Below are 24,855 nucleotides of genomic sequence, written 5' to 3'. Positions count from 1 at the left end.
CCCCTATCCCCTCCCCTCAAGGGGGAGGGGGACGCATGGTGCTTGATCAAAGACCTCCTTGCATTCGCTTCCCACTTCGCGCTTGGTTCTCCCCATGCTTCACCTCTCCACGCCCCGCCCGCTGGATGCCGCCGCCGTGCTCGCCTGGTACGACAGGCACGCGCGCATGCTGCCCTGGCGCGTCCCGCCGCGGGCGAGGGCAGGGGGCGAGCGGCCCGATCCCTATCGCGTCTGGCTCTCCGAGGTCATGCTGCAGCAGACGACCGTCGCCGCGGTCGGCAAATACTTCGCCCGCTTTACGCAGCTCTGGCCGACGGTCGCGGAGCTCGCCGCCGCCCCGCTCGATGCCGTGCTCGTCGAATGGGCCGGCCTCGGCTATTACGCCCGCGCCCGCAACCTCCACGCCTGCGCCAGGGCGGTGGTCGAGCGGCATGGCGGCGTCTTCCCCGATACCGCCGAGGACCTGCTGACCCTGCCTGGCATCGGCCCCTATACCGCCGCCGCCATCGCCGCCATCTGCCACGATGAGCGGGCGGCCGTCCTTGATGGCAATGTCGAGCGGGTGCTCGCCCGTTATCACGCGCTCTCGGTGCCCGTGAGGGAGGCCAAGGAGGACCTGCGCTCCGAGCTTGCCCGATCGGTCCCCGCCCGCGCCGGCGATTTCGCCCAGGCGCTGATGGACCTCGGCGCCACCATCTGCGCCCCGCGCTCGGCGCTCTGCATGCTCTGCCCGCTCGAGCCCGGCTGCGCCGGCGCCCGCACCGGCAACCCGCTCGCCTTTCCGGTCAAGGCGGCCAAGGCCGGCCGCCCCGTGCGTTACGGTCACGCCTTCGTCATGCGCGATGGAGACGGCGACGTCTACCTGCGCACCCGCCCCGACAAGGGCCTTCTGGCGAAGATGACCGAGGTGCCCACCTCCGAGTGGGCCGGCGCTCTCGCCGCCCCCAACTACCCCGTCGCCGCCGATTGGCGCCACCACGGCCAGGTCGTCCACGTCTTCACCCATTTCCGCCTGGAGCTGGAGGTGTGGTCGGCGACGGTGCCGGCCCCGGCGCTCCTCACCGAAGGCTGGTGGGCCGACCCACGCGCCACCGGCCGCGAGGCCTTGCCGACGCTCTTCCGTAAAGTACTGGCAGCCGCCGGCATCTAGGAAAGGCCCCCTCACCCGGCGCTACGCGCCGACCTCTCCCCCAAAAGGGAGAGGTAAAGGCGGGCACCGGGGTAGAGAGCCCGCCACCTCTCCCTTTTGGGGGAGAGGTCGGCTCCGAAGGAGCCGGGTGAGGGGGCCTTTATACCCACGTGAACATCCCAAAAAGAAAGCCGCCGGACTAACCGGCGGCAGTGAGCCTGACTGATTGGAGGTCGAAATCAGGCGGAGAGCAGATCCAGTTGGGCGCGGATGCTGCTGCGCATCTCGTCGATAGGGACGATGCGCCCGTCCAGGTCGTGGTGCCAGAACATCCAGCCGTTGCAGCTTTCTGCCCCTTGCACCAGGGCGCCGACTTTGTGGATCGAGCCCTGGTGAGGGCCGCTGACCAACGAGCCGTCTGCCCGCACCATTGCGGAAAAACGCTTCTGCGCGTCGAAGAGTTGCGTGCCGGGCGCGATCAGCCCCTGTTCGATGAGCGAGCCGAACGGAACCTTCGTTTCCTTGCGCTTGGGCGTCGTCACCGCCACCGCCTCGCGCGCGCCCGGCTTGATCGCCGCGATCCGCTTCAGCGCCGCCGCCACGTAAGCGTCCTCGCGCTCGATCCCGATGAAGTGCCGGCCGAGCTTCTTGGCCACGGCCCCGGTCGTGCCGGTGCCGAAGAACGGGTCGAGCACCACGTCGCCCGGCCGGGTCGTCGCGTTGAGGATGCGGAAGAGCAGCGCCTCGGGCTTTTGCGTCGGGTGCACCTTCTCGTCGTTCCCGTCCTTCAGGCGCTCGGCGCCGGTGCAGATCGGGAAGAGCCAGTCCGAGCGCATCTGCGTCTCGTCATTGGCAAGCTTCATCGCCTCGTAATTGAAGGTCACCCGGCTCCTCTGCCCGCGCGCCGCCCAGATCAGCGTCTCGTGCGCATTGGTGAAGCGCGTGCCGCGGAAGTTCGGCATCGGGTTGGCCTTGCGCCAGACGATGTCGTTCAAGAGCCAGTAGTCGAGGTCCTGCAGCGCCGAGCCGACCCGGAAGATGTTGTGGTAGGAGCCGATGACCCAGATCGCCCCGTCGGGCTTCAGCACCCGGCGCGCCGCCGTCAGCCAGGCGCGGGTGAAGACGTCGTAATGGGCAAAGCTCTCGAACTTGTCCCAGTCGTCGTCGACCGCGTCGACCCGGCTCTGGTCGGGACGCGTGAGGCCCTGCTCGAGCTGCAAATTATAGGGCGGATCGGCAAAGATCAGGTCGACCGATCCCGCCGGCAGGGCATTCATGTGGGAGACGCAATCGCCGACCAGAATGGTGTCGACCGGCAGGACTTGTCCCTTGTCCGCATCGGCCTGGAAAGCCGTACGCGCGGTATGCAACATGCACTCAACCCCAAACGCAAAACTACGCTGCGTTTGTACCGCGTTAGGGTTAAAGCGGCATGAATTCAGTAGGTTAGCGAAAGGTTAAACCGCTTGTGCGACAGTCGGTTCCGTCAAGCGGCGGTAGGCCTCGGCCACCGGCGCGAAGTCCTCGCGGTGGTGCCGGCAGGGCCCGTGCAGCGCGAGCGCGGCCATGTGCGCCGGGCTCGAATAGCCCTTGTGGCTGGCAAAGCCGAAGAGCGGCGCGTCGCAGTCCATGATCCGGCACATGCGGTCGCGCGTCACCTTGGCGACGATCGAGGCGGCCGCGATCGAGACGCTCCGCCCGTCGCCGCCGATCAGCGCCAGGCCTTCGCAGGGCAGGCCCATCGGCACGTCCCGTCCGTCCACCAGCACCCGGTCCGGCGTGACGCAGAGGCCGAGCACGGCCTTGCGCATCGCCCAGAGCGTTGCCCCGAGGATGTTGCGGGCCGCGATGATCGTCGGCGGGGCGATGACCACCGACACATGCGCGCTGGCGACGATCTCCTCGAACAGTTCCTCGCGCCGCGCTTCGGTCAGCTTCTTGGAATCGTCGAGCCCCTCGGGAATCCGGGCGGCGTCGAGCACCACTGCCGAGACGACGACAGGGCCGGCGAGCGGCCCGCGCCCGGCCTCGTCCACCCCGGCGACGATGCGCGCGCCGCGCGCCTTGGCCTCCATCTCGTGGGAGTAGTCGGGGCCGGCGGTCTCGGTCGATTCGAACAGCATGCCTAAAGCATGCAATCGGGCTCCCTTCCCGGCAAGTCCTCGTATAGGCTTTTCCAGATTGTGAGCACGCGATGATTTCGATGAAACACAGCGTACCGTTCCTGCTGGCCGCCCTGACCGCCATGTTCGCCGCGGGGCAGGTCGCCGGCGAGCCGTTCCACCACCCCTTCGGTGAATGGCGCGAGTACAACCGCGACTGGCTGGCCGTCTGTCCCGACGCCATCGAGGAGGAGAACGCCTCGGCCGGCTACTACTACGTCTCCTGCTTCGCCTCGACCGGCACCGGACAGAACGAAGCGGGACAACCGGACTACAAGCTGACGCTCATTCTCAACCGCCTCAATGGCGAGCTCGATGTCGCCTTTTCCGACCAGGCGGACGGCGGCACGAGCTTCGATCGCAACCGGCCGCTGCGCATCCGCTTCGGCAGCGAGCCGCCCATGCTCCTGACCTACGGCACCGACCTCGAGACGCGCTACACCACCGTCAACCAGTACTTCGTCTCCGATCCCGCAAAGCGCGACGCGCTCATCGCCGCCATGAGGGAAAAGGCCTCAGCCACACTCGTCATCCCGCTCGCCGGCGACGACCCGCAGGCCTTCGCCGACATCCGTCTCTCCATGCAGGGCGTCCTCGCCTCCCTCGATTTCATGGACGCCTATGCAAGGCGGGTCGAGGAGTACAATTGATCATCGCACGTCCCTGGGGGTGAGGGGCCTGCGATTTCGCTACGAACGGAGAAGTCAGAGGCGGCGCTACGGTCCCCTCATCGGCCCTTCGGGCATCTTCTCCGCCTAACCGAAGTTCGGCTGGCCGTGCTACCGATCTTTCCCTTCAACCGGGTCATTCCCGCGAAAGCGGGAACCTCCGTTTGCGGGCTTGGTAATGAAACAGAGATTCCCGCTTTCGCGGGAATGACCCGTTGAATTGGGAAGCGATGGCGCAACAGCATCGCTTCCCACCGGCAGGAGCACTCCCTGCCATTTGACAACGGCCAGCCCTCAGACCGCCGCCTCCATCGCCTCCCTGCCGTCCGCGAAACAGTGGTTGCCGACGCGGTTGGTCTCGCCGACGAAATCGTGCAGCGCCTTGCTCTCGGCGAGATGAGCCGAGATGTCGCCGACGATGATCAGCCGCTTGCGGTAGTTCTGGAACTTCTGCATCACCTCGCCGGCAAAGCCGGTGCGCAGCCGGAAGAAATCGTCGGCAAGCCTTGATGCGGGCACGACGACGACCGTGGCGTTGTTGCCGAACGTCTCTCCGATGAGGTCGATGACGTCCGGAACGGTCGCGAGCACCGGCCCATCGGCCGGATACTCCATCACCAGTTGTCCGTTGATCTCGCGGACATCCATTTTCCGCCTCCCAGAACCTTCATCGTTTGTCGGAAACGGCGGCTCTATCGCCTCCCTCCCCCTTGAGGGAGGGATTGAGGGCGGGGGTCGTTGTGTGAGCCACCGATTGACCCAAATCCCGACCCCTCCCTCGAGGGGGAGGGAAGCCAGCCGGTCCATGCTTCCGTCAGATTCGTGAACGATGAGTTCGCTGCTCTCAGCCCCTGCATAGCAGGCCCGACCGTCACGATCAAAAGAGGCTGAGCTGGTCGCTCTCGACTTTCGGCGGGGTGAAGAGATCGGTGCGCAGCGCCCGCATCTTGCCGTCGAGCTTGTAGCGCTGGCGCGCCATCTCGAAGCGCTGCCGCAGGAGCGTTGCGTAGGGGCCTTCGCCGCGCATGCGCGAGTGGAAGTTCGGGTCGTTGTCGCGCCCGCCGCGCGTGTCGCGGATGAGCGCGAGCACGTGCCGCACCCGGTCCGGGAAGTGCCGCAGCAGCCACTCGCGGAAGATGTCGCGCACTTCGTTGGGCAATCGTACCAGGATCATGCCGGCCCCGATCGCGCCCTGCGCGGCGGCCGCATCGAGGATGCGCTCCAGCTCCATGTCGTTGATCGCCGGGATCATCGGGGCGGCATTGACCGAGACAGGCACGCCCGCCTCGGCGAGGAGCCTTATCGCCTCCAGCCGCCGCGCCGGGCTCGAGGCGCGCGGCTCCATCTTGCGGCTCAGTTTGTGGTCCATCGAGGTCACCGAGATCGTCACCGCCGCCAGCCCCATCCTGGCCATTTCCGACAGGATATCGAGATCGCGCACGATCAGCGCCGACTTGGTGGTGATCAGCACCGGATGGCGCGTCTCCAGCAGCACCTCGAGGATCTGCCGCGTCAGCTTGTGCTTGCGCTCGGCCGGCTGGTAGGGATCGGTGTTGGTGCCCATGGCAATCGGCCGGCAGCGATAGGTCTTGGCCGCGAGCTCATGCCGCAGCGCCTCGACGGCGTTGGTCTTGACGTAGATGTCGCGCTCGAACTCGATGCCCGCCGAATGGCCGAGATACGCATGCGTCGGCCGCGCGAAGCAGTAGGAGCACCCGTGCTCGCAGCCGCGATAGGCGTTGATCGAGCGGTCGAACCCGATATCGGGGCTGTCGTTGCGCGTGATGATGGTGCGCGCCCGCTCGATATGCTCGACGGTCTCGAACATCGGCAGCGCCTCGACGATATCCCAGCCGTCGGCGAACCCCTCGCGCGTATGCTTTTCGAACCGCCCCACGGCATTCGACTGCGCGCCGCGCCCGCGGATGCGCTGAGGGTCGACCAGCTCGCGCCGCGTCAGGTCCGCGTCGCGGCTGCGGCTGAGCTTTTCCAGAGTCTCGAAAGACGGGGCCTGGTAAAGGGCCATCGCATTCTCCTGCCGGCCGCCGCCGGCGAATCTCGCTTGGTTAACGATGAGGAGAATCTAGCAGTTGCATGAGAACATAACAAGAACATTTGCCGCGAGGGCGGACGAGCTAGCGGCCCGATGCCACCGTCTCGCAGCGCGTGAGCGCCCACCTCGCCACGCGCTCGTCCTTGTCGATCAGGGCTTCGAGCAGCACCTCGAGCCCGATCCGCAACTGGTAGCAGGCGAGCCTTGCGTCCGCGAGCACGTCCGGCCGCTCGCGCTCGAAGAAGCGCGCCTGCTGCTCCATGCAGTCGAGCCACGGCCGCCAGAAGAAGATGTTGGCGACGTCATAGAGCGGATCGCCCACCATCGCCTCCGACCAGTCGATGACGCCGGTGATCCGCCCGTTCTCGGCAATCACGTTGTTGGAGCCGAAATCCCCATGCACCAGCCCGTGCGTTTCCGGGCATCCGTCGGCGAGCGCGGAGACCAGATCGAGGAGACGCACGACTCGTTCCGGCACCCCGCCTTCGTAAGCTTCCCGCCACTTCTTCGAATCGGTGATGGCACGCAGATGCGCGCGCCAGCTCTCGTGCGCGCCACGCCCCTGCGCATCGAAGCGTCCAAAGCCGCTGATCGCCCCGACATCGGTCCGCGCCATCGCCTCCATCACCCGCGCCACCGGCTGGAGCACGGGTTCCAGCTCAGGAGTGTCGAGGTCCTGCAGCGTGCGCCCGGGAGCCCGCTGCGACAGGCAATAGTGAAGCCCCGCATCCAGAATGCCGTAGTCGATGACCTTCGGAATCGGCAGGTCCGCCGAGCCGAAGCTGCGCGCCGCGAACGCATCCTTGGCGTAGCCGTCGCCGGTCGGGTGCAGCCGCAGGATCAGCTCTTCGCCGTCCGCCGAGAGCCCGAATGCGCGCGACTCTTCGCCTTCCGAAACCGGGGTCAGCGATACCGTTCCGCCAAGCAGCCGCTTGAGCTCGGCAACGAGCGCCCCGTGCTCGACCGCCGGTCTCACCGCTCGTCGAGCCGCGGCATCAGCTCGACGAAGTTGCAGGGGCTGTGCCGGTAGTCGAGCTGGTGGGTGAGGATGCCCTCCCAGGCGTCGCGGCAGGCGCCGCGCGAGCCCGGTAGGCAGAAGACGAACGTCGTGCCGATGAGCCCCGCCGTCGCCCGGCTTTGTAGCGAGGAGGTGCCGACGGTCGTTGCCGAATACTGGTGGAAGAGCACGGAAAAACCTTCCATGCGCTTGTCGAACAGCGGCTCGATCGCCTCGGGCGTCACGTCCCGGCCGGAAAAGCCGGTGCCTCCGGTCGTCAGCACCACGTCGACATCGGGATTAGCGACGAACCCCTGTACGGCATTGCGGATCTGCTGGACGTCGTCGCGCACCACCACGCGTGCCGCGCAACGGTGTCCGTCCGCCTCTAGCAGCGATTTCAGCAGCGCCCCGCCGGTGTCGGTCTCGAGCGTGCGCGTATCCGAGACCGCGATCACCGCGATCGAAAGCGGCACGAACTGGCGGTCAGGGTTGAGTGCCGATTTGAACATTGGCGGGCCTCTCCTCGTCGCGGATATCGGCCTCATCACTATCAGCCCGCGGATCGAGCGCAACAGTTTCCGGCGTCACCTGCCGGTCCCCGCTCATCGAGCGGAACGGGGCGCGCTCGGCCGCGTCGACGGGGCCGCGCACCCGCATGCGCGCGAAGGCCGTCAGCGCCAGGACGCCGTGGAATATGGCGGTGATGACGAAGAGCGCCACCGGCCCCAGCGCGCCCATCAGCATCGAGGCGACCGCCGGCCCGATGGCGAGCCCGACGCCGAGGATCAGCAGCATGCCGCCGGCGATCTTGGCGAATTCGCCCTCCCTGGCGAAGTCGTTGGCGTGCGCCACCGCCACCGCATAGAGCGGGTTGGCGGCGAATCCGTAGGCGGCAAAGAGCACGTACATGATCACGCCCGGTCCCGGATTGATGAGGATGAGCAGCGACCCGACGACCGCCGCAGCGCCCGCAAGCCCGATCAGCACCAGCCGCCGGTCGATCCGGTCCGAGAGGCGCCCCGCCGGGATCTGCGCGATCGCCCCGAGGATCGCCGCGATGGCGAAGAGGAAGGCGATGCCCGACGCGTCCAGCCCCTGCTCATAGCCGTAGACCGGCGCCAGCGTGCCGAACGAGCCGTTGGCCATGCCGCACGAGAACGCCGCGATCGCCGCCACCGGCGATGTCCTGTAGAGCAGCCCGATGTCGAGCTTGGCCGAGCTCAGGGGCTTTGGTTGCGGACTCGAGGTCAGCGCGGTCGGCAGCACCGCGCAGATGAAGCTGATCGCCCCGACGACGAAGGGGATGTAGCCGGCCGTGCCCGTCACGGACATGGCGATCTGCCCCAGCGTCGAGGAGGCCATGTTGATGGTCACGTAGATGGAAAAGATCGTGCCGCGGCTGCGGTTGTCCGCCACTTCGTTGAGCCAGCTCTCGACGATCATCGCCGCGCCCGCAAAGCAGAAGCCCGAGAGCGCGCGCAGGACGATCCAGCTGACGTCGTTGATCCAGAGGAGGTTGAGGAGGATCGTGACCGTCCCGATCGCCGCCATCACCGAGAAGGCGCGGATATGCCCGACCTTGCGCACGATCATCGGCACGGTGATCGAGCCGGCGACGAACCCCACCGACCACCCGGTGCCGATGAGCCCCAGCGCCAGCAGCGAGAACTCCTCTTCGGCGCCGCGCACCGAAAGCAGGAGGCCCTGCAGGCCCCCGCCGAACATCAAGAGGGCGGAACCGAGGAAAAGCGCGTAGATTTTGATGACGGAAGCCATGTCGTGCCCGGCAGTATCCAGCCGCTCCCCCAGCGGCGCGACTTTACCGCCCAACGGAGATGACGAATGGGCGGTTGCGCCTGTTTGTCGTTCAAGCCGGCCTAAATTGCGGCAGAACCGTTAATTTTGGGTCGAGTGGGGCGCGCGAAGCGTTGTCGTGTCGAATCTCGATATGATAGATGCCATTCGCCCATGAGCGATCGTGGCCCCTTGTGGCCTCACTGGGAGTTCTGGATATGGCCCTTCCGAAAGGCCTCGCCGCTTTTCCAATAACGCCTTGCGACCGGCACGGGCGGGTGGATGCCGTCGCGTTGCGGCGGCTCGTCGCCCGGCTGCGAAGCGCGGGCGTCGACGCCGTCGGCCTTCTCGGCAGCACCGGGACTTTCATGTACCTGACCCGCGAGCAGCGGCGAACGGCGCTCGAGGTGGCCGTCGACGAGATCGCGGGCGCCGCGCCGCTCATGGTCGGTGTAGGGGCCCTGAGAACCGATGACGCCGTGGAGCTGGCGAGGGACGCCACGTCGATAGGCGCGTCGTGCGGCTTGCTGGCGCCGGTTTCGTATACGCCGCTCACCGAGGACGAGGCGTTCGAGCACTACTCGACCGTCGCCCGCGAGGGCGGATTGCCGCTGTGCATCTACGACAATCCCGGAACGACGCACTTCCGGTTCTCCCCCGAACTGATCGCCAGACTGTCCCAGGTGCCTGGCATCGTCGGCGTAAAGAGTCCCAGTGGACTGTCGGGGGAGACGGTGGCGCACCTGGGGGACCTGCGCGCCCGTGTCCCTGCGGGGTTCTCGCTCGGATACAGCGGTGACTGGAACGTGCTCGCGCCTATGATTGCGGGGGCAGACGTCTGGCACAGCGTTCTGGGTGGCCTGCTCCCCGGTATTTGCCTGCGGATAGTCCGGGCCGCACAGAACCATGACGAAGCCGAAGCGCGCCGGCTCGATACTGCGCTGGGTCCTGTCTGGGAGCTTTTCCGCACCTACTCGAGCTTGCGGGTCGTCTACGCGATGGCGGAGATCCTCGGCATAGCCCGGGCGGCCCCGCCAAGGCCGATCCTGCCGCTGTCGGATACCGCGCGAAGCCATGTTGCAGACGTCATCGGGCGGTTGCCATCCGAGCTCGTGGTCTGACACTATTCCTCACCGCGACCGGTGGCGACGCGATCGCGCTCGTATCGCCTCCTGAGCGGAAACGGCGGCAGCCAGGACTCGCGGCGGATGGTCCAGAGTTCGTAGCTCGGCATCAGCTGGTCGGGAGCATCGAGGGAGCCGAGGCTCACTTCGATCTCGTCCCCGGTGCGCGCGAAAACCGACGAGCCGCAGCGCGGGCAGAAGTGCCGGCCGGCATAGTCGCGGGTTTCGCCCGCAATCGTCACCGCATCCTCGGGGAATATCGCGGAAGCGTTGAAAAGCGCCCCGTGATGTTTACGGCAGTCGAGACAGTGGCAAAGGCCGACCCGGTATGGCTGTCCCGACGCCACGATTCGAACGTCGCCGCAGAGGCAACCGCCCGTTATTCGGTCCATGCTGCCTCTCCCTCAAACGATGGTTAGTCCCGACCTCAGTTCTCGCCCGCTTCGAGCGCTATTCCCATCTCGGCAATCCGCGCCTGCAACGTCAGCAGATCCCGCCACGCCTGTTGCTTGGCCGAGGGCGTGCGCAGCAGGTACGCCGGGTGGAGCGTCGCCAGGCCCATCGCCTTGTGGTTGCCCAGCGTCACCTCGCCCCATTTGCCGCGCATCTTGAGGATGCCGATGTCCGTGTTGAACACGGTCTTGGTCGCGGGGCCGCCAAGCGAAAGGATGATCCTGGGGGCCACCAGCTCCACCTGCCGGTTGAGGAAGGGCAGGCACAGCGCCATTTCCTCGGGCGTCGGATTGCGGTTGCCGGGCGGGCGCCAGGGAACGGTATTGGCGATGTAGACCTTGGTGCGGTCGAGCCCGATGGCCTTGAGCATCCGGTCGAGCAGCTGGCCCGAGCGGCCGACGAAGGGGCGTCCGATCCGGTCCTCCTCGCCGCCCGGCGCTTCGCCGATCAGCATGATCTCAGCCTGCGGATTCCCATCGGCGAACACCAGCTGCGTCGCGCGGAATTTCAGCCCGCATCCATTGTAGCCATCGAGGATCTGGCGCAACTCGTCGAGCGTCTGCGCGCCGGCCGCGAGGGCCCGCGCCTCGGCCGGGTCGGACGAGAGCGAGGCTTCCATCACCGGCGGCGGGGCCTGCTGCGGAACCGGGGCAGGGAAGGGCGCCGCCTGCGCCCGCTCGCTCGCCGCCGCCCGCGCCGCCTTCTGCTGGGCGAACCGGTCGACCGGCTCCTCGCCGACGGGCACGTCCACCCCCGCCGCCCGATACCATTCAAGCATCGAGATCAGGTCGTCCGGGTCATGGGGCTGGTCGGGAAGCATGACGGGATTCTAGCACGGCTGCGCGCAGGCGTCAGCGCAGCCAGTTCTCAATTGTGAGTTCGCTGATACGGCCGAACTCCCGGACATTGTCCGTTACGAGGATCAGGTTGTTCGCCAGCGCCTGCGCGGCAATCAACAGGTCGTTGCCGCCGATCGATTGTCCCTTGGCCTCCAGCTCCGCCCGGATGCGTCCATAGTGCCTGTCGGCGGGCGGCTCATAGGCGAGGATCGGGACCTCCCGCAACAGCTCCTCAACCATGTGGGCGATCCGCGTGGAACCCGATTTCGCCGCCCCATAGTGCAGTTCGCTGGCAACGATTGCGCTGATGCAGATGGTGTCCTCGCCGACAGCCAGAATTGCCGATGCCGCTCTTCCTCGCGGATTGCGCAGCAGGTCGGAAACGATATTCGTGTCGAGAAAGTAGGAACGCTCGCTCAAAAGATCGTCTCGGGTTTCGCTGCGGGATCGTCCACCACGGGAAAATCCACTCCTTGCTCATCCCAGCTTGCGAGCAATGCCGCCAGTCCCTTCTTGCGCATGGGCTCGAGGATCAGACGCCCCCCCTCTCGACGCAATACGGCTTCGTCTCCCGGCAGCTCGAACTCCACGGGAATACGCACCGCCTGGTTCCGTCCATTACGGAACAAGCGCACAGTTCTGGCATTCGACTGGGACAAAGCGCACTCCTGGCATAGGCCTTTAGCATATGCCAACATAGGATGTCGAAGGGTTTGCTGCAACAGGCTCGCCATTGCGCTGGTGGTTTGTTAGTGAACCCCACTCGATTTCGACCGGAACCCGACCAATGGCCGAGGCAGGAAACCGCGAAACGCTATCGACCGACGTCGTCATCGTCGGCGCGGGCCCGGCCGGTCTTGCCGCGGCGATCCGCATCAAGCAGCGCCACCCGGACATCGCCGTGACGGTGGTGGAAAAGTCCGCCGAGATCGGCGGCCACATCGTCTCGGGCGCCGTGATGGACCCTTGCGGCCTCGATGCCCTCATTCCCGACTGGCGCCTCAAGGGCGCGCCTGTCGGCCCCGACGTCTTCGAGGATCGCCTGCACGTCCTGACGCCCAAACGCGCCTTCGCGTTCCCCACCGCCCTCATGCCCCCACAGATGAAGACGCATGGCGGCGTCATCCTCAGCCTCGGCGATCTCTGCCGCTGGCTGGGTGAGCAGGCCACCGGCCTCGGCGTCGACATCTTCCCGATGACCGCCGCCGTCGACGTGCTGACCGGCCCCGAGGGCGAGGTGCGTGGCATCATCACCGGCGACCTCGGCCTCGACCGGCAGGGCAATCCCAAGCCCGGCCACGCCGCCGGCATCGCCCTCGAGGCCAGATACACCCTCATTGCCGAAGGCGCCCGCGGGTCGCTCGCCAAGGCGCTCATCGCCGGTTTCGGCCTTGCCGACGGCCGCAGCCCGCAGAAATACGGGCTTGGGCTCAAGGAAGTCTGGCAGATCGAGGCGGAAAAGCACCAGCCCGGCCGCGTCGAGCATTTCCTCGGCTTTCCGCTCGACAACGCCACCTCCGGCGGCGGTTTCCTCTACCATGCCGACGACCGCAAGGTGTATCTCGGTCTCATCGTCCATCTCGACTATTCCGATCCGACCCTCTCGCCGTTCGACGAGTTCCAGCGCTTCAAGACGCACCCTTACGTCGCCGCGCTCCTCGAGGGCGGCACGCGCCTCTCCTACGGCGCGCGCGCCGTCACCTCCGGCGGCCTGCAGTCGATCCCGCAACTCGCCTTTCCCGGCGGCGCGCTCATCGGGTGCTCGGCCGGTTTCATGAACGCCCCGCGCATCAAGGCCATCCACAACGCCATCCTCTCGGGCATAGGCGCCGCCGACGCGGTGGGCGAGGCGATCGTTGCCGGGCGCGCCCACGACCGCATCGAAAGTCTCGAGCGCAAGGTGCTCGACACCGGCATCGAGGCCGAATTGAAGCCCGTGCGCAACGTCAAGCCGCTCTGGGGTCGCTACGGCAACAGGTTCGGCGTCCTTCTCTCGGGCATCGAGATGTGGACGCAGGCGATCTTCGGCAGTTCGCCGCTGGGCACGCTCGACCACGTGAAGCGCGATTTCGAGGCGCTGAAGCCGATATCCGCCGTCCGGCCCCGCGCCTATCCGCGTGCCGATGGCCGCATCACCTTCGATCGGGCCTCGTCGGTCTTCCTCGCCAATCTCTCGCATGACGAGGACCAGCCGGTGCACCTGCGGCTGACCGATCCTTCGGTGCCCGTTACGCGCAACCTGCCGGTCTACGGCGAGCCGGCGCCCCTCTATTGTCCGGCCGGCGTCTACGAGATGGCCGAGGAGGGCGGCGCACCGGTGTTCCGCATCCACGCGGCCAACTGCGTCCACTGCAAGACCTGCGACATCAAGGATCCGGCCCAGAACATCACCTGGGTGCCGCCCGAGGGCGGCAGCGGACCCAACTACAGCGGATTGTGAGCGCAGGTTCGCCACGCCGCACTTGCGAGCCAGCCGCAAAAGCGACAATCTTTGCGGCACTGTCTGCTTCGCGCCGGCTTGGCCGCGATGCAAAAGGAGACCGAAACCTCGTGACCACTCTTCTTCGCCGTTTCGCGCGTCCGCTGCTTCTGACGCTGGCCCTTGCCATCGCCGGGCCCGCCGCGGCGCAGACGAAGGTCGGGGATTTCCTTTCCCTCATCCAGCGCAGCCCCAGCGGCAGCTATCTCGCCGGTCAGCAGGCGATGGCGGACCTGCGCACCGATGAGGCTGCCCGCCATTTCATGACCGCCGCCGAGGCGGATTGGGACAATCCGGTCCTCGTCGAGCGTGCCTTCATCGGCCTTGCCATAGACGGCCAGATCGGCCGCGCGGCCGACGTCGCCAAGCACCTCCTGACCCTCGATCCCAAGCACGAGCTCGCCGAGCTGGTCGTCGCCACCCAGGCCTTGAAGGAGCGCCGCTACGCCGCCTCCTCGGCCATTCTCGCAAAATTGAAGCAGGGCACCTTCACCGCCATTACCGGCACGGTCCTGCGCGCCTGGGCGCTTGTCGGCGAGAACAAGACCGGCGAGGCCGACGCCCTGCTCGACCGCCTGGGCCGCGACGGGCTTGCCGATTTCCTCGTCTTCCACCGCGCATTGATGGCCGAAGCCACCGGCGACACGCAGACCGCCATCGACCTCGCCGGTAGGGCTTATGACGCCGAGCCGCTGGTGGCGCGCATCGTCGAGGTCTATGCGCGTATCCTCGCCAATGCCGGGCGCTTCGCCGAGGCCAAGGACGTGCTCGATGCCTACGAGGCCCAGGGCCTCGCCCATCCGGTCGTGGCGCTGGTCGCCGATGCCGTCGATTCCGGCCAGCGTCCGGGGGTCTTCGCGTCCAACGTCCAGGTCGGCGCCGCCGAGATGTATCATGGCATCGGCGTGGCGCTCGCCCGCGACGGCAGCCGTGACCTTGCCCTCGTCTTCCTGCGCCTGGGGCTCTACCTCGATCCCGGCGCTGATGTCGTCTCGCTCGCCCTCGGCCAGATCTTCGACCAGGCCGGCCAGCACGAGGCGGCCAACAGGGTCTATGACGCCATTCCCGCCCGCTCGGCCATGAAGCCGACCGCCGTGGTGCGCGTCGCGCAGAACCTCGATTCCATGGGCGACCGGCCCGAGGCCATCCGGCGCCTCTCCAACATCGTCGCCACCAGCCCCGAGGACCTCGACGCGGTTTCCGTCCTCGGTGACATTCTGCGCTACGACGAGCAGTACGACAGGGCGGTCGAGGCCTATACCAAGGCCTTGGAGCTTGCCGGCGGCAACCGCCCCGCCGACTGGCGCTTCTACTACGTGCGCGGCATCTCCTACGAGCGCTCCAAGCAGTGGGAGCTCGCCGAGGCCGACTTCCTCAAGGCGCTCGAGCTCAATCCCGACCAGCCGCAGGTGCTCAACTATCTCGGCTATTCCTGGGTCGACATGGGCATGAACCTGGAGCCGGCCCTCGAGATGATCGAGAAGGCCGTCGAGCAGCAGCCGCAGGACGGCTACATCGTCGACAGCCTCGGCTGGGCGTTCTACCGCCTCGACCGGATCGACGAGGCCGTCGACGTGCTCGAAAATGCCGTCCAACTTCGCCCCAACGATCCCGAGATCAACGATCACCTCGGCGATGCCTACTGGAAGGCCGGCCGCATGCAGGAAGCCCGCTTCCAGTGGAAGATCGCCATCGACGTCGACGAGGAAGGCAACGTCACCGAGCGCGCGACCCGCAAGCTCGCCGAGGGCCTGACAGAAGAAAACGCCACCACAGAGTGACCGAGCCGTTCGTCCAGCCGGCGCCCGCCAAGGTCAACCTGGCCCTGCACGTCGTCGGCCGCCGCGCCGACGGCTATCATGAGCTCGACAGCCTCATGGTCTTCGCCGATATCGGCGACGAGCTGACCGCCGTGCCCGCCGCTGCCGACCGGCTGGCCGTCACCGGTCCGTTCGGCAAGGGCCTCGGCAACGGCGAAAACCTCGTCACCCGCGCCGTCGCCGCCTTTCGCGCCCGGTGGCCCGGCCACGTGCCCTTCGGCCTCGATATGACCCTTGCCAAGAACCTGCCGGTCGCCGCCGGCCTCGGGGGAGGGTCCGCCGATGCCGCCGCCGTCCTGCGGCTGATGGCGTCCCTTGGCGAGACCGAGATCGCCGCCGCCGACCTCGTGGCGCTCGCCGCGAGCCTTGGCGCCGACGTGCCCGCCTGTCTCGTCTCGGCGCCGCTCGTCGCGCGCGGCATCGGCGATGTCATGCGGCCCTTGAAGGCCTTTCCCGCCTGCCATGTCGTGCTGGTCAACCCGCTGGTTCCCGTCGCCACCGCCGAGGTTTTCCGGCGCCTGCAATCGCGCCAGAATCCGCCCATGCCCGACCTTCCCGAGCCGATGACCCGCCCGGCCCAGCTCGGCATCTGGCTCGCCGAGACCCGCAACGACCTCGAACCGCCCGCCGTCGCCATGGTCCCGCAGATCGGCAGCCTCATCGCGCGGCTGAGCCAGGCGCCCGGCTGCATGCTCGCCCGCATGTCCGGCTCCGGCGCCACCGTCTTCGGCCTCTTCGGCTCCAGCGCCCAGGCCCACCAGGCCGCCCATGAACTGCGCGAGACGTATCCGGATTATTGGGTCGCCGCCGCGCCACTGATTGCGCCGTAGCGGTCGCGAGGCACCATCCCACCCCTGCCGCCGCCTGTCATCCCGGCGAAAGCCGGGACCCAGTACACACTGGCTGGGCGGCTGAGACGGAGGACGCGTGATCAAGGGCTTTCGGTAAAGGCGGAACCGGCGCCGTTACGCCTGTCCGACGCTGAGCTGCACTACGAGGATTCTCTTCATCCCACCCTCTCGGCAATATCCGCCGGATCACGCTTGCACCGAAATGCTAAGTAGACTAAGTTCATCGAACTAAGTCTGGATCGAATTCATGCGCACCGTCAACATCCACGAAGCGAAAACGCACCTCTCGCGCCTTGTCGAAAAAGCGGCGCAAGGCGAGCCCTTTGTCATCGCCAAGGCCGGCAAGCCCGTGGCGAAGGTTGTGCCGCTCGATTCTCGGTCAGCCCAAAAGGTGCGCCGCACCGGCTTCATGGCCGGTCAGTTTACGGTGCCTGACGATTTCGATCGGATGGGCGAAACGGAAATCGACGAGATGTTCGGCGGCGACGAATGAAGCTCCTGCTCGACACCCATCTCCTACTCTGGGCGGCCGGTGAGCCAGACCGGTTGCCTCGGGCAGCCCTTGCTGAAATCGAGAATGATGAAAACGAGCTGATCTTCAGCGCGGCCAGCCTATGGGAGGTCGCCATCAAGCGCAGCCTCGGGCGGGAGGATTTCACCGTCGATGCACGCCTGCTGAGGCGCGGGCTGCTGGACAACGGCTACGAGGAACTCCCCATTACCGGAGAGCACACGGTGGGCATCGATGTTCTGCCGCCCCTTCACAAGGATCCGTTTGACCGGATCCTGATCTCCCAGGCAATCGTCGAAGGGATTACCCTGCTTACGGTGGATGAGCGCGTCGCCCGCTACCCCGCGCCGGTGCGGCACATCCAGCTATAGGTTCTCCCGCCTAATACGCCCGCCCGACGCTGAACTCGACGACGTCGGCGAGGATCGTCTTCATCTCGCTTTCGGGCAGGACGCCAAGCGCCGCCACCGCCGCCTCCGCATGTCCCCGTGCTTTCTCGAGCGTGCGCGTGAGCGTGCCGTGGCGGTTGAGGATGGCAACCACCTGGCCGACCTCGAAGGCGCTGGCGTCGGCCTTGCCCAGCGTGTTGGTGATCGTGGCCTTTTCGGCGTCCGATCCTTCCGCGAGCGACAGGATGATCGGCAACGTCATCTTGCCTTCGCGCAGGTCGTCGCCGACGTTCTTGCCCAGCGTTCCGCTCTGCCCGCCATAGTCGAGCACGTCGTCGACGAGCTGGAAGGCGTTGCCGAGCTCGAGGCCATAAAGGCTCAGCGCCTTGCGCCCCGTCTCGTCGGCCCCGCCCGCCATCGCGCCCACTTCGCACGCCGCCTGGAAGAGCACGGCGGTCTTGGCGCGGATGACTTCGGCGTAGTCCTCCGGGGTGGTGGTCAGGTCGCCGGTCTTGGCGAGCTGGAACACCTCGCCCTCGGCCATCGTCGCTGAAGCGGCGGAGAGCACGGCGAGCGCGGCGACGTCGCCGGTCTCGACCATCATCATGAAGGCCTGGCCCAGCAGGAAATCGCCGACGAGGATCGAGGCCTTGTTGCCCCAGACCATCCGCGCCGCGGGCTTGCCGCGCCGCATGCCGCTCTCGTCCACCACGTCGTCGTGGAGGAGGGTGGCGTTGTGCATGAATTCGACGGCCGCGGCGAAATTGACGGCGCTGCCGTTGCCCTTGCCGAAGAGCGCTGCCGCCGCCACAGTCAGCATCGGCCGAAGGCGCTTGCCGCCGCTCTCGATGAGGTAGCGGGCAAGCTCGGGCACCATGTCGACGTGCGAATCGGCGCGCTCGAGGATCATGGCGTTGACCCGGGCCATGTCGTCGTGCGTGACGGTGAGGAGCCGCTCGATGGCGTTCTCGCGCCTGTCCTGCCTCGTCTGCGTCAGTAGAGAGACCGCCATTCCGTTCCCACGATCGCCCTCGGGCAATTCCGGTTGAGCCCATCCCGCGGGCGCCTCTATGCTAACGCGCAACAACCGCCATGGGGTGCGAGTGTCCCTAGACCAGCCCGACCAGAAAGTAAAATCCCAAACGCTGACGCACGATGCGTTTCTGGGCGGCCGCCTCACTGTGTCGCAGCCTCGCAACGGCTTTCGCGCCGGCCTCGACAGCGTGCTCCTCGGCGCAGCGGTGCGCATCGGCACGCAAACGCTGCTCGACCTCGGCGCGGGCGTCGGCGCCGCCGGTCTCGTGGCGCTGGCGCACGATGACGGACTGTCTGCCACCCTCGTCGAGCGCGATGCGCAGATGCTGGCCCTGGCCGAGGCCAACATCGAGGCCAACGGCTTTACTACCCGTGCGCGCACCATCCTCCTCGATGTCACAGCCAAAGGCGCCGAGCGCAGCGCCGCCGGTCTCGGGTCCGACAGCTACGGTGCCGTCATTGCCAACCCGCCGTTCTTCGATGCCGCTGCCGGCACCCGCGCCGCCGCGCCTCGCGCCGATGCCCGGCACATGGATGAGGGTGCGCTCGATCTCTGGGTGCGCACCGCCGCGACCTCGGCGGCTCCGGGCGGCGAGATCGTCTTCGTCTATCCCGCCGCCGGCCTCGGCCCGCTTCTGGCTGCCTTCGACCAGAGGTTCGGCGCCATCACCATCCTGCCGCTCTGCCCGCGTCCCGGCGAACCCGCGAGCCGCGTGCTGGCGCGCGCCGTCAAGGGCTCGCGCGCGCCGTTGACCCTCTTGGCCTCCCGCCCCATCCATGCGGACGCCGGTCGCGCCTTCACACCGGAATTTGATGCGATCCTCAAGGGGATGGTCCGCCTCGACTGGTAATTGCGCCGTCTTGCCCCTAAATCTGCGGGCGAACCAATGCGAGGCAGTTCATGGCGACTCTCCCGGCCCGCTCCGGCAACTGGCTGACCCGGCTCACGAAGCGCGGCGGTCCCGTCATCCCCGTCGTACGCCTCCATGGCGTCATCGCCGCCGACCAGCGCCCCGGCCGGCTCAACATCGTCAGCGTCGAGCCGCTCCTGAAGCGCGCTTTCGCCGTCAAGTCGGCGCCGGCCGTCGCCATCGTCGTCAACTCGCCCGGCGGCTCGCCCGTGCAGTCCCGCCTCATCTCCAAGCGCATCCGCGATCTCGCCGACGAGCACAAGAAGCCCGTTCTGGTCTTCGTCGAGGACGCGGCGGCCTCCGGGGGCTATTTCATCGCCGTCGCCGGCGACGAGATCATCGCCGATCCCTCCTCGATCGTCGGTTCCATTGGCGTCATCGTTGCGACCTTCGGGTTCGTCGAGGCCATCGCCAAGGTCGGCGTCGAGCGCCGCCTCTATACGGCCGGCAAGAACAAATCGACGCTCGATCCGTTCCTGCCGGAAAAGGCGGAAGACGTCACCCGCATCAAGACCTTCGAGCAGGACATCCATCAGGTCTTCATCGACCACGTGAAGTCCCGCCGCGGCGCCAGGCTCAAGGCCAGCGACGACGAGCTCTTCACCGGCGAGTGGTGGACGGGCCTCAAGGGTGTCGAACTCGGCCTCGTCGACGCCATCGGCGACCTCTACGAGACGCTCGCCACCCGTTTCGGCAGGAATGTCGAGTTGAAGCTCATCGCCCCCAAGCGCGGCCTCTTCCAGCTCCCGCGTTTCGGCTTCTCGGGCAGCGCCATCGCCTCCGATGCCGCCGCCGCGCTCGAAGACCGCGCCCTCTGGTCCCGCTACGGGCTCTGACCGACATGCTCACCGGCTACCTGCTGCGCATCATCGTCATCGCGATCATCGGCGGCCTCATCTTCTTCGGCCTGCGCAAGATCTGGCGCGACTGGTCCGGCCAGTTCAGGAAACTCGACCGCGAAGACGACGCCCGCCGCCGCGCCCGCGACCTCGCCGAACGTGCCCAGCCCGGCGTCATCGAACTGAAGCGCGACAAGGACGGGACCTATCGGCCGAGCGATGGAGATGAGAACCGGTCCCGGTGACTACCCGTGTGCGAGCAGCACCTTCCGGCACCAGCCCATGAGTTGGACATCGTCGGTCGCACGCGACCAGTAGGCGGCGAGCCAACGCTTCCCCGTATCGTAGCCGGCTTTGAGGCCCTTCGCAGCGAGCCAGTCCGTGGCTTGCAGGCGATCCTCGGCGCTGGCCGCCGGCGAAATCTCGGCATCGAGATAGGCAACGGCGCTCCAGGCGTCCATGCGCGCATCGCCGAAGACCGCCGTGGCACCGAAATCCAGTACTGCGGAAACCCTGCCGCCCAGCGCCAATACGTTGGCCGGGAAAAAATCGAGATGTACCAGTGAGGCGCGCTCGGGCTCGGGAAGGTGGTGTCGTTTCACGTCGTCGACCGCCGGGCGCAGATCGTCGGGGCAGCGGTGTAAGCTTGCGCGCAGGCGCGCCGAGGCAAACTCCGCCCAGGATGCACTACGCAGATCCCCGCCACCGAGCAGTGGTCCGAAATACGCCCGCTGCAGGCTGATCTCTGCAATCCGGGAAACCGTATCGAGATAGTCGGCCAGCAGATCGCGGCGGGTCGTGCCGTCCAGATGGGTGAGAAGGTGCGATACCGGTTCGCCCGGCAGGCGTCGTTCGACCGCGACCACCCGTCCCTCGATGACCAGCACTTCTTCCACCTCGGGCGTCAGGAAGGGAAGGTCTCCACGAGCAGCTGCAATTTCGGCAAGCAGATTCGCCCGCGCTTCGGCGTCCGGCAACTGCGCGCCGGGACGCATGATGCGGGCAATTCTTTCGTTTCCGAGAGCATAGACGTGGGCCTCCCCGCCCGACCCAAGCAACGGTGCGCCCGGAACCCCCAGTCTCGATAGGATGTCTGAATCGTGTAGCGCTTCCATGTATCCACCTGCGGCCGGCGCGGCGGAGCTGTCAACAGCGACGCGCTTGACCGGCTGGATGGCCACCACTAGGTTCCCGCCGAACCTATCCCCGGACCCCACCCGATGACGCAACTTCCGCCCCACATGGACCCGAAGAATTCCTTCCAGGGCCTCATCCTGACGCTCCAGAACTTCTGGGCGAGCGAGGGTTGCGTCATCCTCCAGCCCTATGACATGCAGATGGGCGCCGGCACCTTCCATACCGCCACGACCCTCCGCGCGCTGGGCCCCAAGCCCTGGAAGGCCGCCTATGTGCAGCCCTCGCGCCGGCCGACCGACGGGCGCTATGGCGAGAACCCCAACCGCCTCCAGCACTATTATCAGTTCCAGGTGATCCTGAAGCCGTCCCCCGACGACATCCAGGACCTCTACTTGAAGTCGCTGGCCGCCATCGGCCTCGATTCCGCCCTCCATGACATCCGCTTCGTCGAGGACGACTGGGAGAGCCCGACGCTGGGCGCCTGGGGGCTCGGCTGGGAGTGCTGGTGCGACGGCATGGAGGTCTCTCAGTTCACCTATTTCCAGCAGGTTGCCGGCTTCGAATGCTCGCCCGTTCCCGGCGAGATCACCTACGGCCTCGAGCGCCTCGCCATGTACGTGCAGGGCGTCGAGAACGTCTACGACCTCAACTTCAACGGCCGCGCGGGCGCCGACAAGGTCACCTATGGCGACGTCTTCCTGCAGAACGAGCAGGAATCCTCCAAGTACAACTTCGAGGTCGCCGACACCGAGATCCTCTTCCGCCACTTCGCCGACGCCGAGAAGGAATGCCGCGCCATCCTCGCGGGCGGAAATGGCAACGCCAACGGTCAGCCGCTGGCCATCCCCGCCTACGAGCAGGTGGTCAAGGCCTCCCACACCTTCAACATGCTCGACGCGCGCGGCGTCATCTCCGTCACCGAGCGGCAAAGCTACATCCTCAGGATCCGCGAGCTCGCCAAGGCCTGCGGCGAAGCCTGGCTGCAGACGGCCGGCGGCGGGGCGGCATAAGCGGATGAGTCTGATCCTCAACGAAACGTTGAAGCTCCAGGCGAACGCCCTCGACCGTGCCTCGACGGCATGCCTGACGGTGGGTGTCCTCGCGCCGGGCGCGGCCACGGTTTACAGCGTTACCGATTCAGAGATCGCGGCGTGGGTGTTCATCCTCGGCACCGCGATTTGGTTTTTCGCCGCGCTCGTACTACATTTGGCAGCAAGACGAACGCTGAAAGGACTGCAATCGTGACTGGTCTTCAGTTCTTCGTATTCGTGGTTCTCCCGCTCGTGATCGCTGCCGGAGGCTGGGCGATCGTGCTCTATACCGAGCACAAGTATCGCATTCACCCAGGCGAGTAGGCGGCTCTTTCAGCGCCGCCTCACCTCACCCTCTCGTGCAGGAAATCCACGAACGCCCGTAGCGCCGGCGACATCTGCCGGCGGCTGGGGTAGTAGAGGTAGAACCCGGCAAACGGCGGCGTCCAGTCCTTCAGCAGGTGGACGAGCTTGCCTTCGGCGATCAGCGGCTTTGCCGCATAGTCGAAGATGTTGCCGATTCCCGCCCCGTCGACGATCGCCTGGATCGCCATTTCCGGCTCGTTGGTGATGAGCGGCCCCTCGATCGGCAGCTCGAACGCTTCGCCGTCCCGCGAAAACTCCCATCGATAGAGGCTGAAATCCGTCGGCCAGCGGAAGTTGAAGCAGCGGTGGTGCTTGAGGTCCTGCGGCACCTGCGGCGTGCCGTGGCGCTCGAGATAGCTCGGCGCCGCCACCACCATCATCTCCAGCTCCCCGCTGATCCGCGTCGCGACCATGTCGAGGTCGAGCTTTTCGCCGAGCCTTATGCCCGCGTCGTATCGCCCGGCCACCACGTCGATCAGCGATTCTTCCACCACCACGTCGAGCGTGATGTCGGGATAGGTGTTGAGGAATTCGCCGACCAGCGGCCCGAGATATTCCACCGCCGCGATCCGCGTGCAGTTGATCCGCAACAACCCCGAGGGCGTGCCGCGCAGCGCCCGCGCCTCGGCCACCGCCGCCTCGAGGTCGGCAAGCGCCGGCAGCAGCCGCTCGAGGAGCTTTGCTCCCGCCGCGCTCGGCGCGACACTGCGCGTCGTGCGGTTGAGGAGCCGGATGTCCAGCCGCTCCTCGAGCTTGCGGATCGTCTGGCTCAAGGCCGACGCCGACATGTTGAGGTGCGCCGCCGCCCGGCCGAAGCTGCCGTGCTCCACCACCGCCGCGAACGCCCGCAGTTCCGCATAGTCGCTGCCGCGCATTATGCACCCGAAACTGAATAACCCTTGCGCACCTTAGCGCATTATCGAAAGAGTGGGAAAGCGCCATCTTCCCGGCATCGCCAACTGGAGATGACAGATGTCAGAGACGCTTTCCCTCAAATCCTATCGCCTTCTCGGCCGCTCGGGCCTGCGCGTGTCGCCGGTCGCGCTCGGCACCATGACCTTCGGCACCGATTGGGGCTGGGGCTCCGACGAGGCCGAATCCCGCCGCATCCTCGATGCCTATGTCGATCGCGGCGGCAACTTCATCGATACCGCCAACCAGTACACCAACGGCACCTCGGAGCGGTTCGTCGGCACCTTCGCCAAGGGCCGCCGCGACCGGCTGGTGCTGGCCACCAAGTACACCGCCACCGCCCGCCCGGTCGATCCCAACGCCGGCGGCAACCACAGGAAGAGCATGCTCCAGTCGGTCGAGCAGAGCCTGCGCCGGCTCGGGACCGACTATATCGATCTGCTCTATCTCCACGTCTGGGATTTCACCACGCCCGTCGAGGAGATCCTGCGCGCCCTGGATGATCTGGTGCGCTCCGGCAAGGTGCAGTACGTCGCCATCTCCGATACGCCGGCCTGGCAGGTCGCGCGCATGCAGGCGATCGCGGACCTGCGCGGTTGGTCGCCGCTCGTCGCGCTGCAGATCGAGTACAGCCTCATCGAGCGCACCGTCGAACGCGACCTCATCCCCATGGCCCGCGAGATGGGCCTCGGCGTCATTCCGTGGTCGCCGCTCGGCAGCGGGGTTCTGACCGGCAAGTACACCCGCGCCGATCTCGAAATCGGGACGGGCGAAGCGAGCCCGGCAGGCACCCGCAAGAACGTCGCCGCCGCCAACGGCTCGCTCACCGAGCGGGGCCTCGCCATCGCCGAGGTGGTCAAGTCCGTCGCCGCCGAGACCGGCAGGTCGCCCTCGCAGGTCGCCATCGCCTGGACGCTGCTCAACCCGGCCGTCACCGCCCCCATCGTCGGCGCCCGCACCCTCGCCCACCTCGAGGACAACCTGGGCGCCCTCGACGTGGTGCTGACCCCCGACCAGCGCACCCGCCTGGACGAAGCCAGCGCCATCGACCTCGGCTTCCCCCACGAATTCCTCGACCGCCCGATGCCCCGCTCGGTGATCTTCGGCGAGGTCACGGTCCCCCAGCGGCGCTGAAGGGGAGATTGGGGCGGCGGTCCGGCACCGCCGCCCCTAGCTCCACCGGCTGGGATCCACCCTGAGGTGCAGCCGCACGGTGGATGGGCGAGTGAAGTCCGATTGAAGCACTCCCGTCTCAGGTCCACGGGCTTTCGCCGGGATGACAGGCAGTGGGTGGGGCACGACGGTGCCGCAAGCACCATGCGTCCCCCTCCCCCTTGAGGGGAGGGGATAGG

Annotated in this window: 28 protein-coding genes; 14 read left to right on the top strand and 14 right to left on the bottom strand. The window is 66.9% G+C overall.

The features are described from left to right. The first annotated feature begins 94 nt into the window (after positions 1-94). The gene (locus VE25_RS15755; RefSeq protein ID WP_046109608.1) at positions 95-1,150 is read left to right on the top strand and encodes an A/G-specific adenine glycosylase; all 1,056 of its coding nucleotides are present in this window, start codon (positions 95-97) and stop codon (positions 1,148-1,150) included. A gap of 218 nt (positions 1,151-1,368) precedes the next feature. Here the strand turns inward: VE25_RS15755 and VE25_RS15750 are convergent, their stop codons facing one another. After that, on the bottom strand, positions 1,369-2,502 hold the full coding sequence (locus VE25_RS15750; protein WP_046109603.1) for a site-specific DNA-methyltransferase: 1,134 nt from the start codon (positions 2,500-2,502) through the stop codon (positions 1,369-1,371). A gap of 84 nt (positions 2,503-2,586) precedes the next feature. Then, positions 2,587-3,252: a ribonuclease HII gene (gene rnhB / locus VE25_RS15745; RefSeq protein ID WP_046109602.1), complete on the bottom strand. Its 666-nt coding sequence runs from the start codon at positions 3,250-3,252 to the stop codon at positions 2,587-2,589. A gap of 80 nt (positions 3,253-3,332) precedes the next feature. Between rnhB and VE25_RS15740 the strand changes: the two genes are divergently transcribed. Continuing rightward, complete coding sequence (locus VE25_RS15740) at positions 3,333-3,941, top strand: hypothetical protein (RefSeq protein WP_152664644.1); 609 nt, start codon at positions 3,333-3,335, stop codon at positions 3,939-3,941. 312 nt (positions 3,942-4,253) lie between these two features. Here VE25_RS15740 and VE25_RS15735 read toward each other — a convergent pair whose 3' ends face one another. From VE25_RS15735 to VE25_RS15715, 5 genes are all read right to left on the bottom strand, one after another. Further along, positions 4,254-4,607, bottom strand: coding sequence for a DUF4180 domain-containing protein (locus VE25_RS15735; RefSeq protein WP_046109600.1), 354 nt, complete (start codon positions 4,605-4,607; stop codon positions 4,254-4,256). Positions 4,608-4,836: 229 nt separating this feature from the next. Further along, positions 4,837-5,985 carry a PA0069 family radical SAM protein gene (locus tag VE25_RS15730; protein WP_052732017.1) on the bottom strand — a complete coding sequence of 383 codons (1,149 nt, stop codon included), beginning with the start codon at positions 5,983-5,985 and terminating at the stop codon, positions 4,837-4,839. A 109-nt stretch (positions 5,986-6,094) separates the two neighbouring features. Continuing rightward, positions 6,095-6,988 (bottom strand): phosphotransferase family protein, encoded by an 894-nt coding sequence (locus VE25_RS21960; protein ID WP_052732016.1) that lies wholly within the window; start codon positions 6,986-6,988, stop codon positions 6,095-6,097. After that, the gene (gene moaB / locus VE25_RS15720) at positions 6,985-7,521 is read right to left on the bottom strand and encodes a molybdenum cofactor biosynthesis protein B (RefSeq protein ID WP_046109599.1); all 537 of its coding nucleotides are present in this window, start codon (positions 7,519-7,521) and stop codon (positions 6,985-6,987) included. The genes VE25_RS21960 and moaB overlap by 4 nt, the downstream gene beginning before the upstream one ends. Further along, the gene (locus VE25_RS15715; RefSeq protein WP_046109598.1) at positions 7,496-8,788 is read right to left on the bottom strand and encodes an MFS transporter; all 1,293 of its coding nucleotides are present in this window, start codon (positions 8,786-8,788) and stop codon (positions 7,496-7,498) included. Before VE25_RS15715 ends, moaB begins: the two co-directional genes overlap by 26 nt. 236 nt (positions 8,789-9,024) lie before the next feature. Here VE25_RS15715 and VE25_RS15710 point away from each other — a divergent pair, with 236 nt between their 5' ends. After that, on the top strand, positions 9,025-9,927 hold the full coding sequence (locus VE25_RS15710) for a dihydrodipicolinate synthase family protein (protein WP_046109597.1): 903 nt from the start codon (positions 9,025-9,027) through the stop codon (positions 9,925-9,927). A 2-nt stretch (positions 9,928-9,929) separates the two neighbouring features. On the opposite strand, the gene VE25_RS15705 is transcribed toward VE25_RS15710, so the two are convergent. Genes VE25_RS15705 through VE25_RS15690 form a run of 4 tightly spaced genes read right to left on the bottom strand, consistent with a single transcriptional unit; the run spans position 9,930 to position 11,881 of the window. Next, on the bottom strand, positions 9,930-10,322 hold the full coding sequence (locus tag VE25_RS15705) for a GFA family protein (RefSeq protein WP_046109596.1): 393 nt from the start codon (positions 10,320-10,322) through the stop codon (positions 9,930-9,932). A 35-nt stretch (positions 10,323-10,357) separates the two neighbouring features. After that, a complete protein-coding gene (locus VE25_RS15700) occupies positions 10,358-11,203 on the bottom strand; it encodes a uracil-DNA glycosylase (RefSeq protein ID WP_046109595.1) in 846 nt (281 codons plus the stop codon). A gap of 31 nt (positions 11,204-11,234) precedes the next feature. Continuing rightward, a complete protein-coding gene (locus VE25_RS15695) occupies positions 11,235-11,642 on the bottom strand; it encodes a type II toxin-antitoxin system VapC family toxin (protein ID WP_046109594.1) in 408 nt (135 codons plus the stop codon). Beyond that, positions 11,639-11,881, bottom strand: coding sequence for an antitoxin (locus VE25_RS15690; RefSeq protein ID WP_244466953.1), 243 nt, complete (start codon positions 11,879-11,881; stop codon positions 11,639-11,641). Before VE25_RS15690 ends, VE25_RS15695 begins: the two co-directional genes overlap by 4 nt. A 128-nt stretch (positions 11,882-12,009) precedes the next feature. Between VE25_RS15690 and VE25_RS15685 the strand changes: the two genes are divergently transcribed. The 5 genes from VE25_RS15685 (at position 12,010) to VE25_RS15665 (ending at position 17,254) form a co-directional block, all read left to right on the top strand. Next, positions 12,010-13,662: an electron transfer flavoprotein-ubiquinone oxidoreductase gene (locus VE25_RS15685; protein ID WP_046109593.1), complete on the top strand. Its 1,653-nt coding sequence runs from the start codon at positions 12,010-12,012 to the stop codon at positions 13,660-13,662. Between the two features lie 110 nt (positions 13,663-13,772). Beyond that, positions 13,773-15,482 carry a tetratricopeptide repeat protein gene (locus VE25_RS15680; RefSeq protein WP_046109592.1) on the top strand — a complete coding sequence of 570 codons (1,710 nt, stop codon included), beginning with the start codon at positions 13,773-13,775 and terminating at the stop codon, positions 15,480-15,482. Further along, a complete protein-coding gene (locus VE25_RS15675) occupies positions 15,479-16,351 on the top strand; it encodes a 4-(cytidine 5'-diphospho)-2-C-methyl-D-erythritol kinase (protein WP_046109591.1) in 873 nt (290 codons plus the stop codon). Before VE25_RS15680 ends, VE25_RS15675 begins: the two co-directional genes overlap by 4 nt. Before the next feature lie 268 nt (positions 16,352-16,619). Next, positions 16,620-16,865, top strand: a complete 246-nt coding sequence (locus tag VE25_RS15670; RefSeq protein WP_046109590.1) for a type II toxin-antitoxin system Phd/YefM family antitoxin — start codon at positions 16,620-16,622, stop codon at positions 16,863-16,865. After that, positions 16,862-17,254, top strand: a complete 393-nt coding sequence (locus VE25_RS15665) for a type II toxin-antitoxin system VapC family toxin (protein WP_046109589.1) — start codon at positions 16,862-16,864, stop codon at positions 17,252-17,254. The genes VE25_RS15670 and VE25_RS15665 overlap by 4 nt, the downstream gene beginning before the upstream one ends. A 10-nt stretch (positions 17,255-17,264) precedes the next feature. Here the strand turns inward: VE25_RS15665 and VE25_RS15660 are convergent, their stop codons facing one another. Continuing rightward, a complete protein-coding gene (locus tag VE25_RS15660) occupies positions 17,265-18,284 on the bottom strand; it encodes a polyprenyl synthetase family protein (RefSeq protein ID WP_046109588.1) in 1,020 nt (339 codons plus the stop codon). A gap of 91 nt (positions 18,285-18,375) precedes the next feature. Here VE25_RS15660 and VE25_RS15655 point away from each other — a divergent pair, with 91 nt between their 5' ends. Genes VE25_RS15655 through VE25_RS15645 form a run of 3 tightly spaced genes read left to right on the top strand, consistent with a single transcriptional unit; the run spans position 18,376 to position 20,302 of the window. Beyond that, on the top strand, positions 18,376-19,158 hold the full coding sequence (locus VE25_RS15655) for a tRNA1(Val) (adenine(37)-N6)-methyltransferase (RefSeq protein WP_160299993.1): 783 nt from the start codon (positions 18,376-18,378) through the stop codon (positions 19,156-19,158). A gap of 50 nt (positions 19,159-19,208) precedes the next feature. Next, complete coding sequence (locus VE25_RS15650; protein WP_046109587.1) at positions 19,209-20,054, top strand: S49 family peptidase; 846 nt, start codon at positions 19,209-19,211, stop codon at positions 20,052-20,054. Positions 20,055-20,059: 5 nt separating this feature from the next. Next, positions 20,060-20,302, top strand: coding sequence for a hypothetical protein (locus tag VE25_RS15645; protein ID WP_046109586.1), 243 nt, complete (start codon positions 20,060-20,062; stop codon positions 20,300-20,302). Here VE25_RS15645 and VE25_RS15640 read toward each other — a convergent pair whose 3' ends face one another. Further along, positions 20,303-21,238: a phosphotransferase family protein gene (locus VE25_RS15640; RefSeq protein WP_083988990.1), complete on the bottom strand. Its 936-nt coding sequence runs from the start codon at positions 21,236-21,238 to the stop codon at positions 20,303-20,305. It abuts the gene before it with no gap. 39 nt (positions 21,239-21,277) lie between these two features. On the opposite strand from VE25_RS15640, the gene VE25_RS15635 reads away from it, so the two are divergent. Together VE25_RS15635 and VE25_RS15630 are read left to right on the top strand one after the other, a co-directional pair. Next, complete coding sequence (locus VE25_RS15635) at positions 21,278-22,204, top strand: glycine--tRNA ligase subunit alpha (RefSeq protein ID WP_083988989.1); 927 nt, start codon at positions 21,278-21,280, stop codon at positions 22,202-22,204. Positions 22,205-22,208: 4 nt separating this feature from the next. Continuing rightward, a complete protein-coding gene (locus VE25_RS15630; protein ID WP_046109583.1) occupies positions 22,209-22,439 on the top strand; it encodes a hypothetical protein in 231 nt (76 codons plus the stop codon). A gap of 130 nt (positions 22,440-22,569) precedes the next feature. Here the strand turns inward: VE25_RS15630 and VE25_RS15625 are convergent, their stop codons facing one another. Further along, positions 22,570-23,466: a LysR family transcriptional regulator gene (locus VE25_RS15625; protein WP_046109582.1), complete on the bottom strand. Its 897-nt coding sequence runs from the start codon at positions 23,464-23,466 to the stop codon at positions 22,570-22,572. Between the two features lie 97 nt (positions 23,467-23,563). Between VE25_RS15625 and VE25_RS15620 the strand changes: the two genes are divergently transcribed. Continuing rightward, positions 23,564-24,637 (top strand): aldo/keto reductase, encoded by a 1,074-nt coding sequence (locus VE25_RS15620; RefSeq protein WP_046109581.1) that lies wholly within the window; start codon positions 23,564-23,566, stop codon positions 24,635-24,637. Positions 24,638-24,855: the final 218 nt, after the last annotated feature.

This window comes from Devosia geojensis (assembly GCF_000969415.1).
GTDB classification, from domain to species: domain Bacteria; phylum Pseudomonadota; class Alphaproteobacteria; order Rhizobiales; family Devosiaceae; genus Devosia; species Devosia geojensis.
This window is presented reverse-complemented; position numbering and strand designations above follow the sequence as displayed.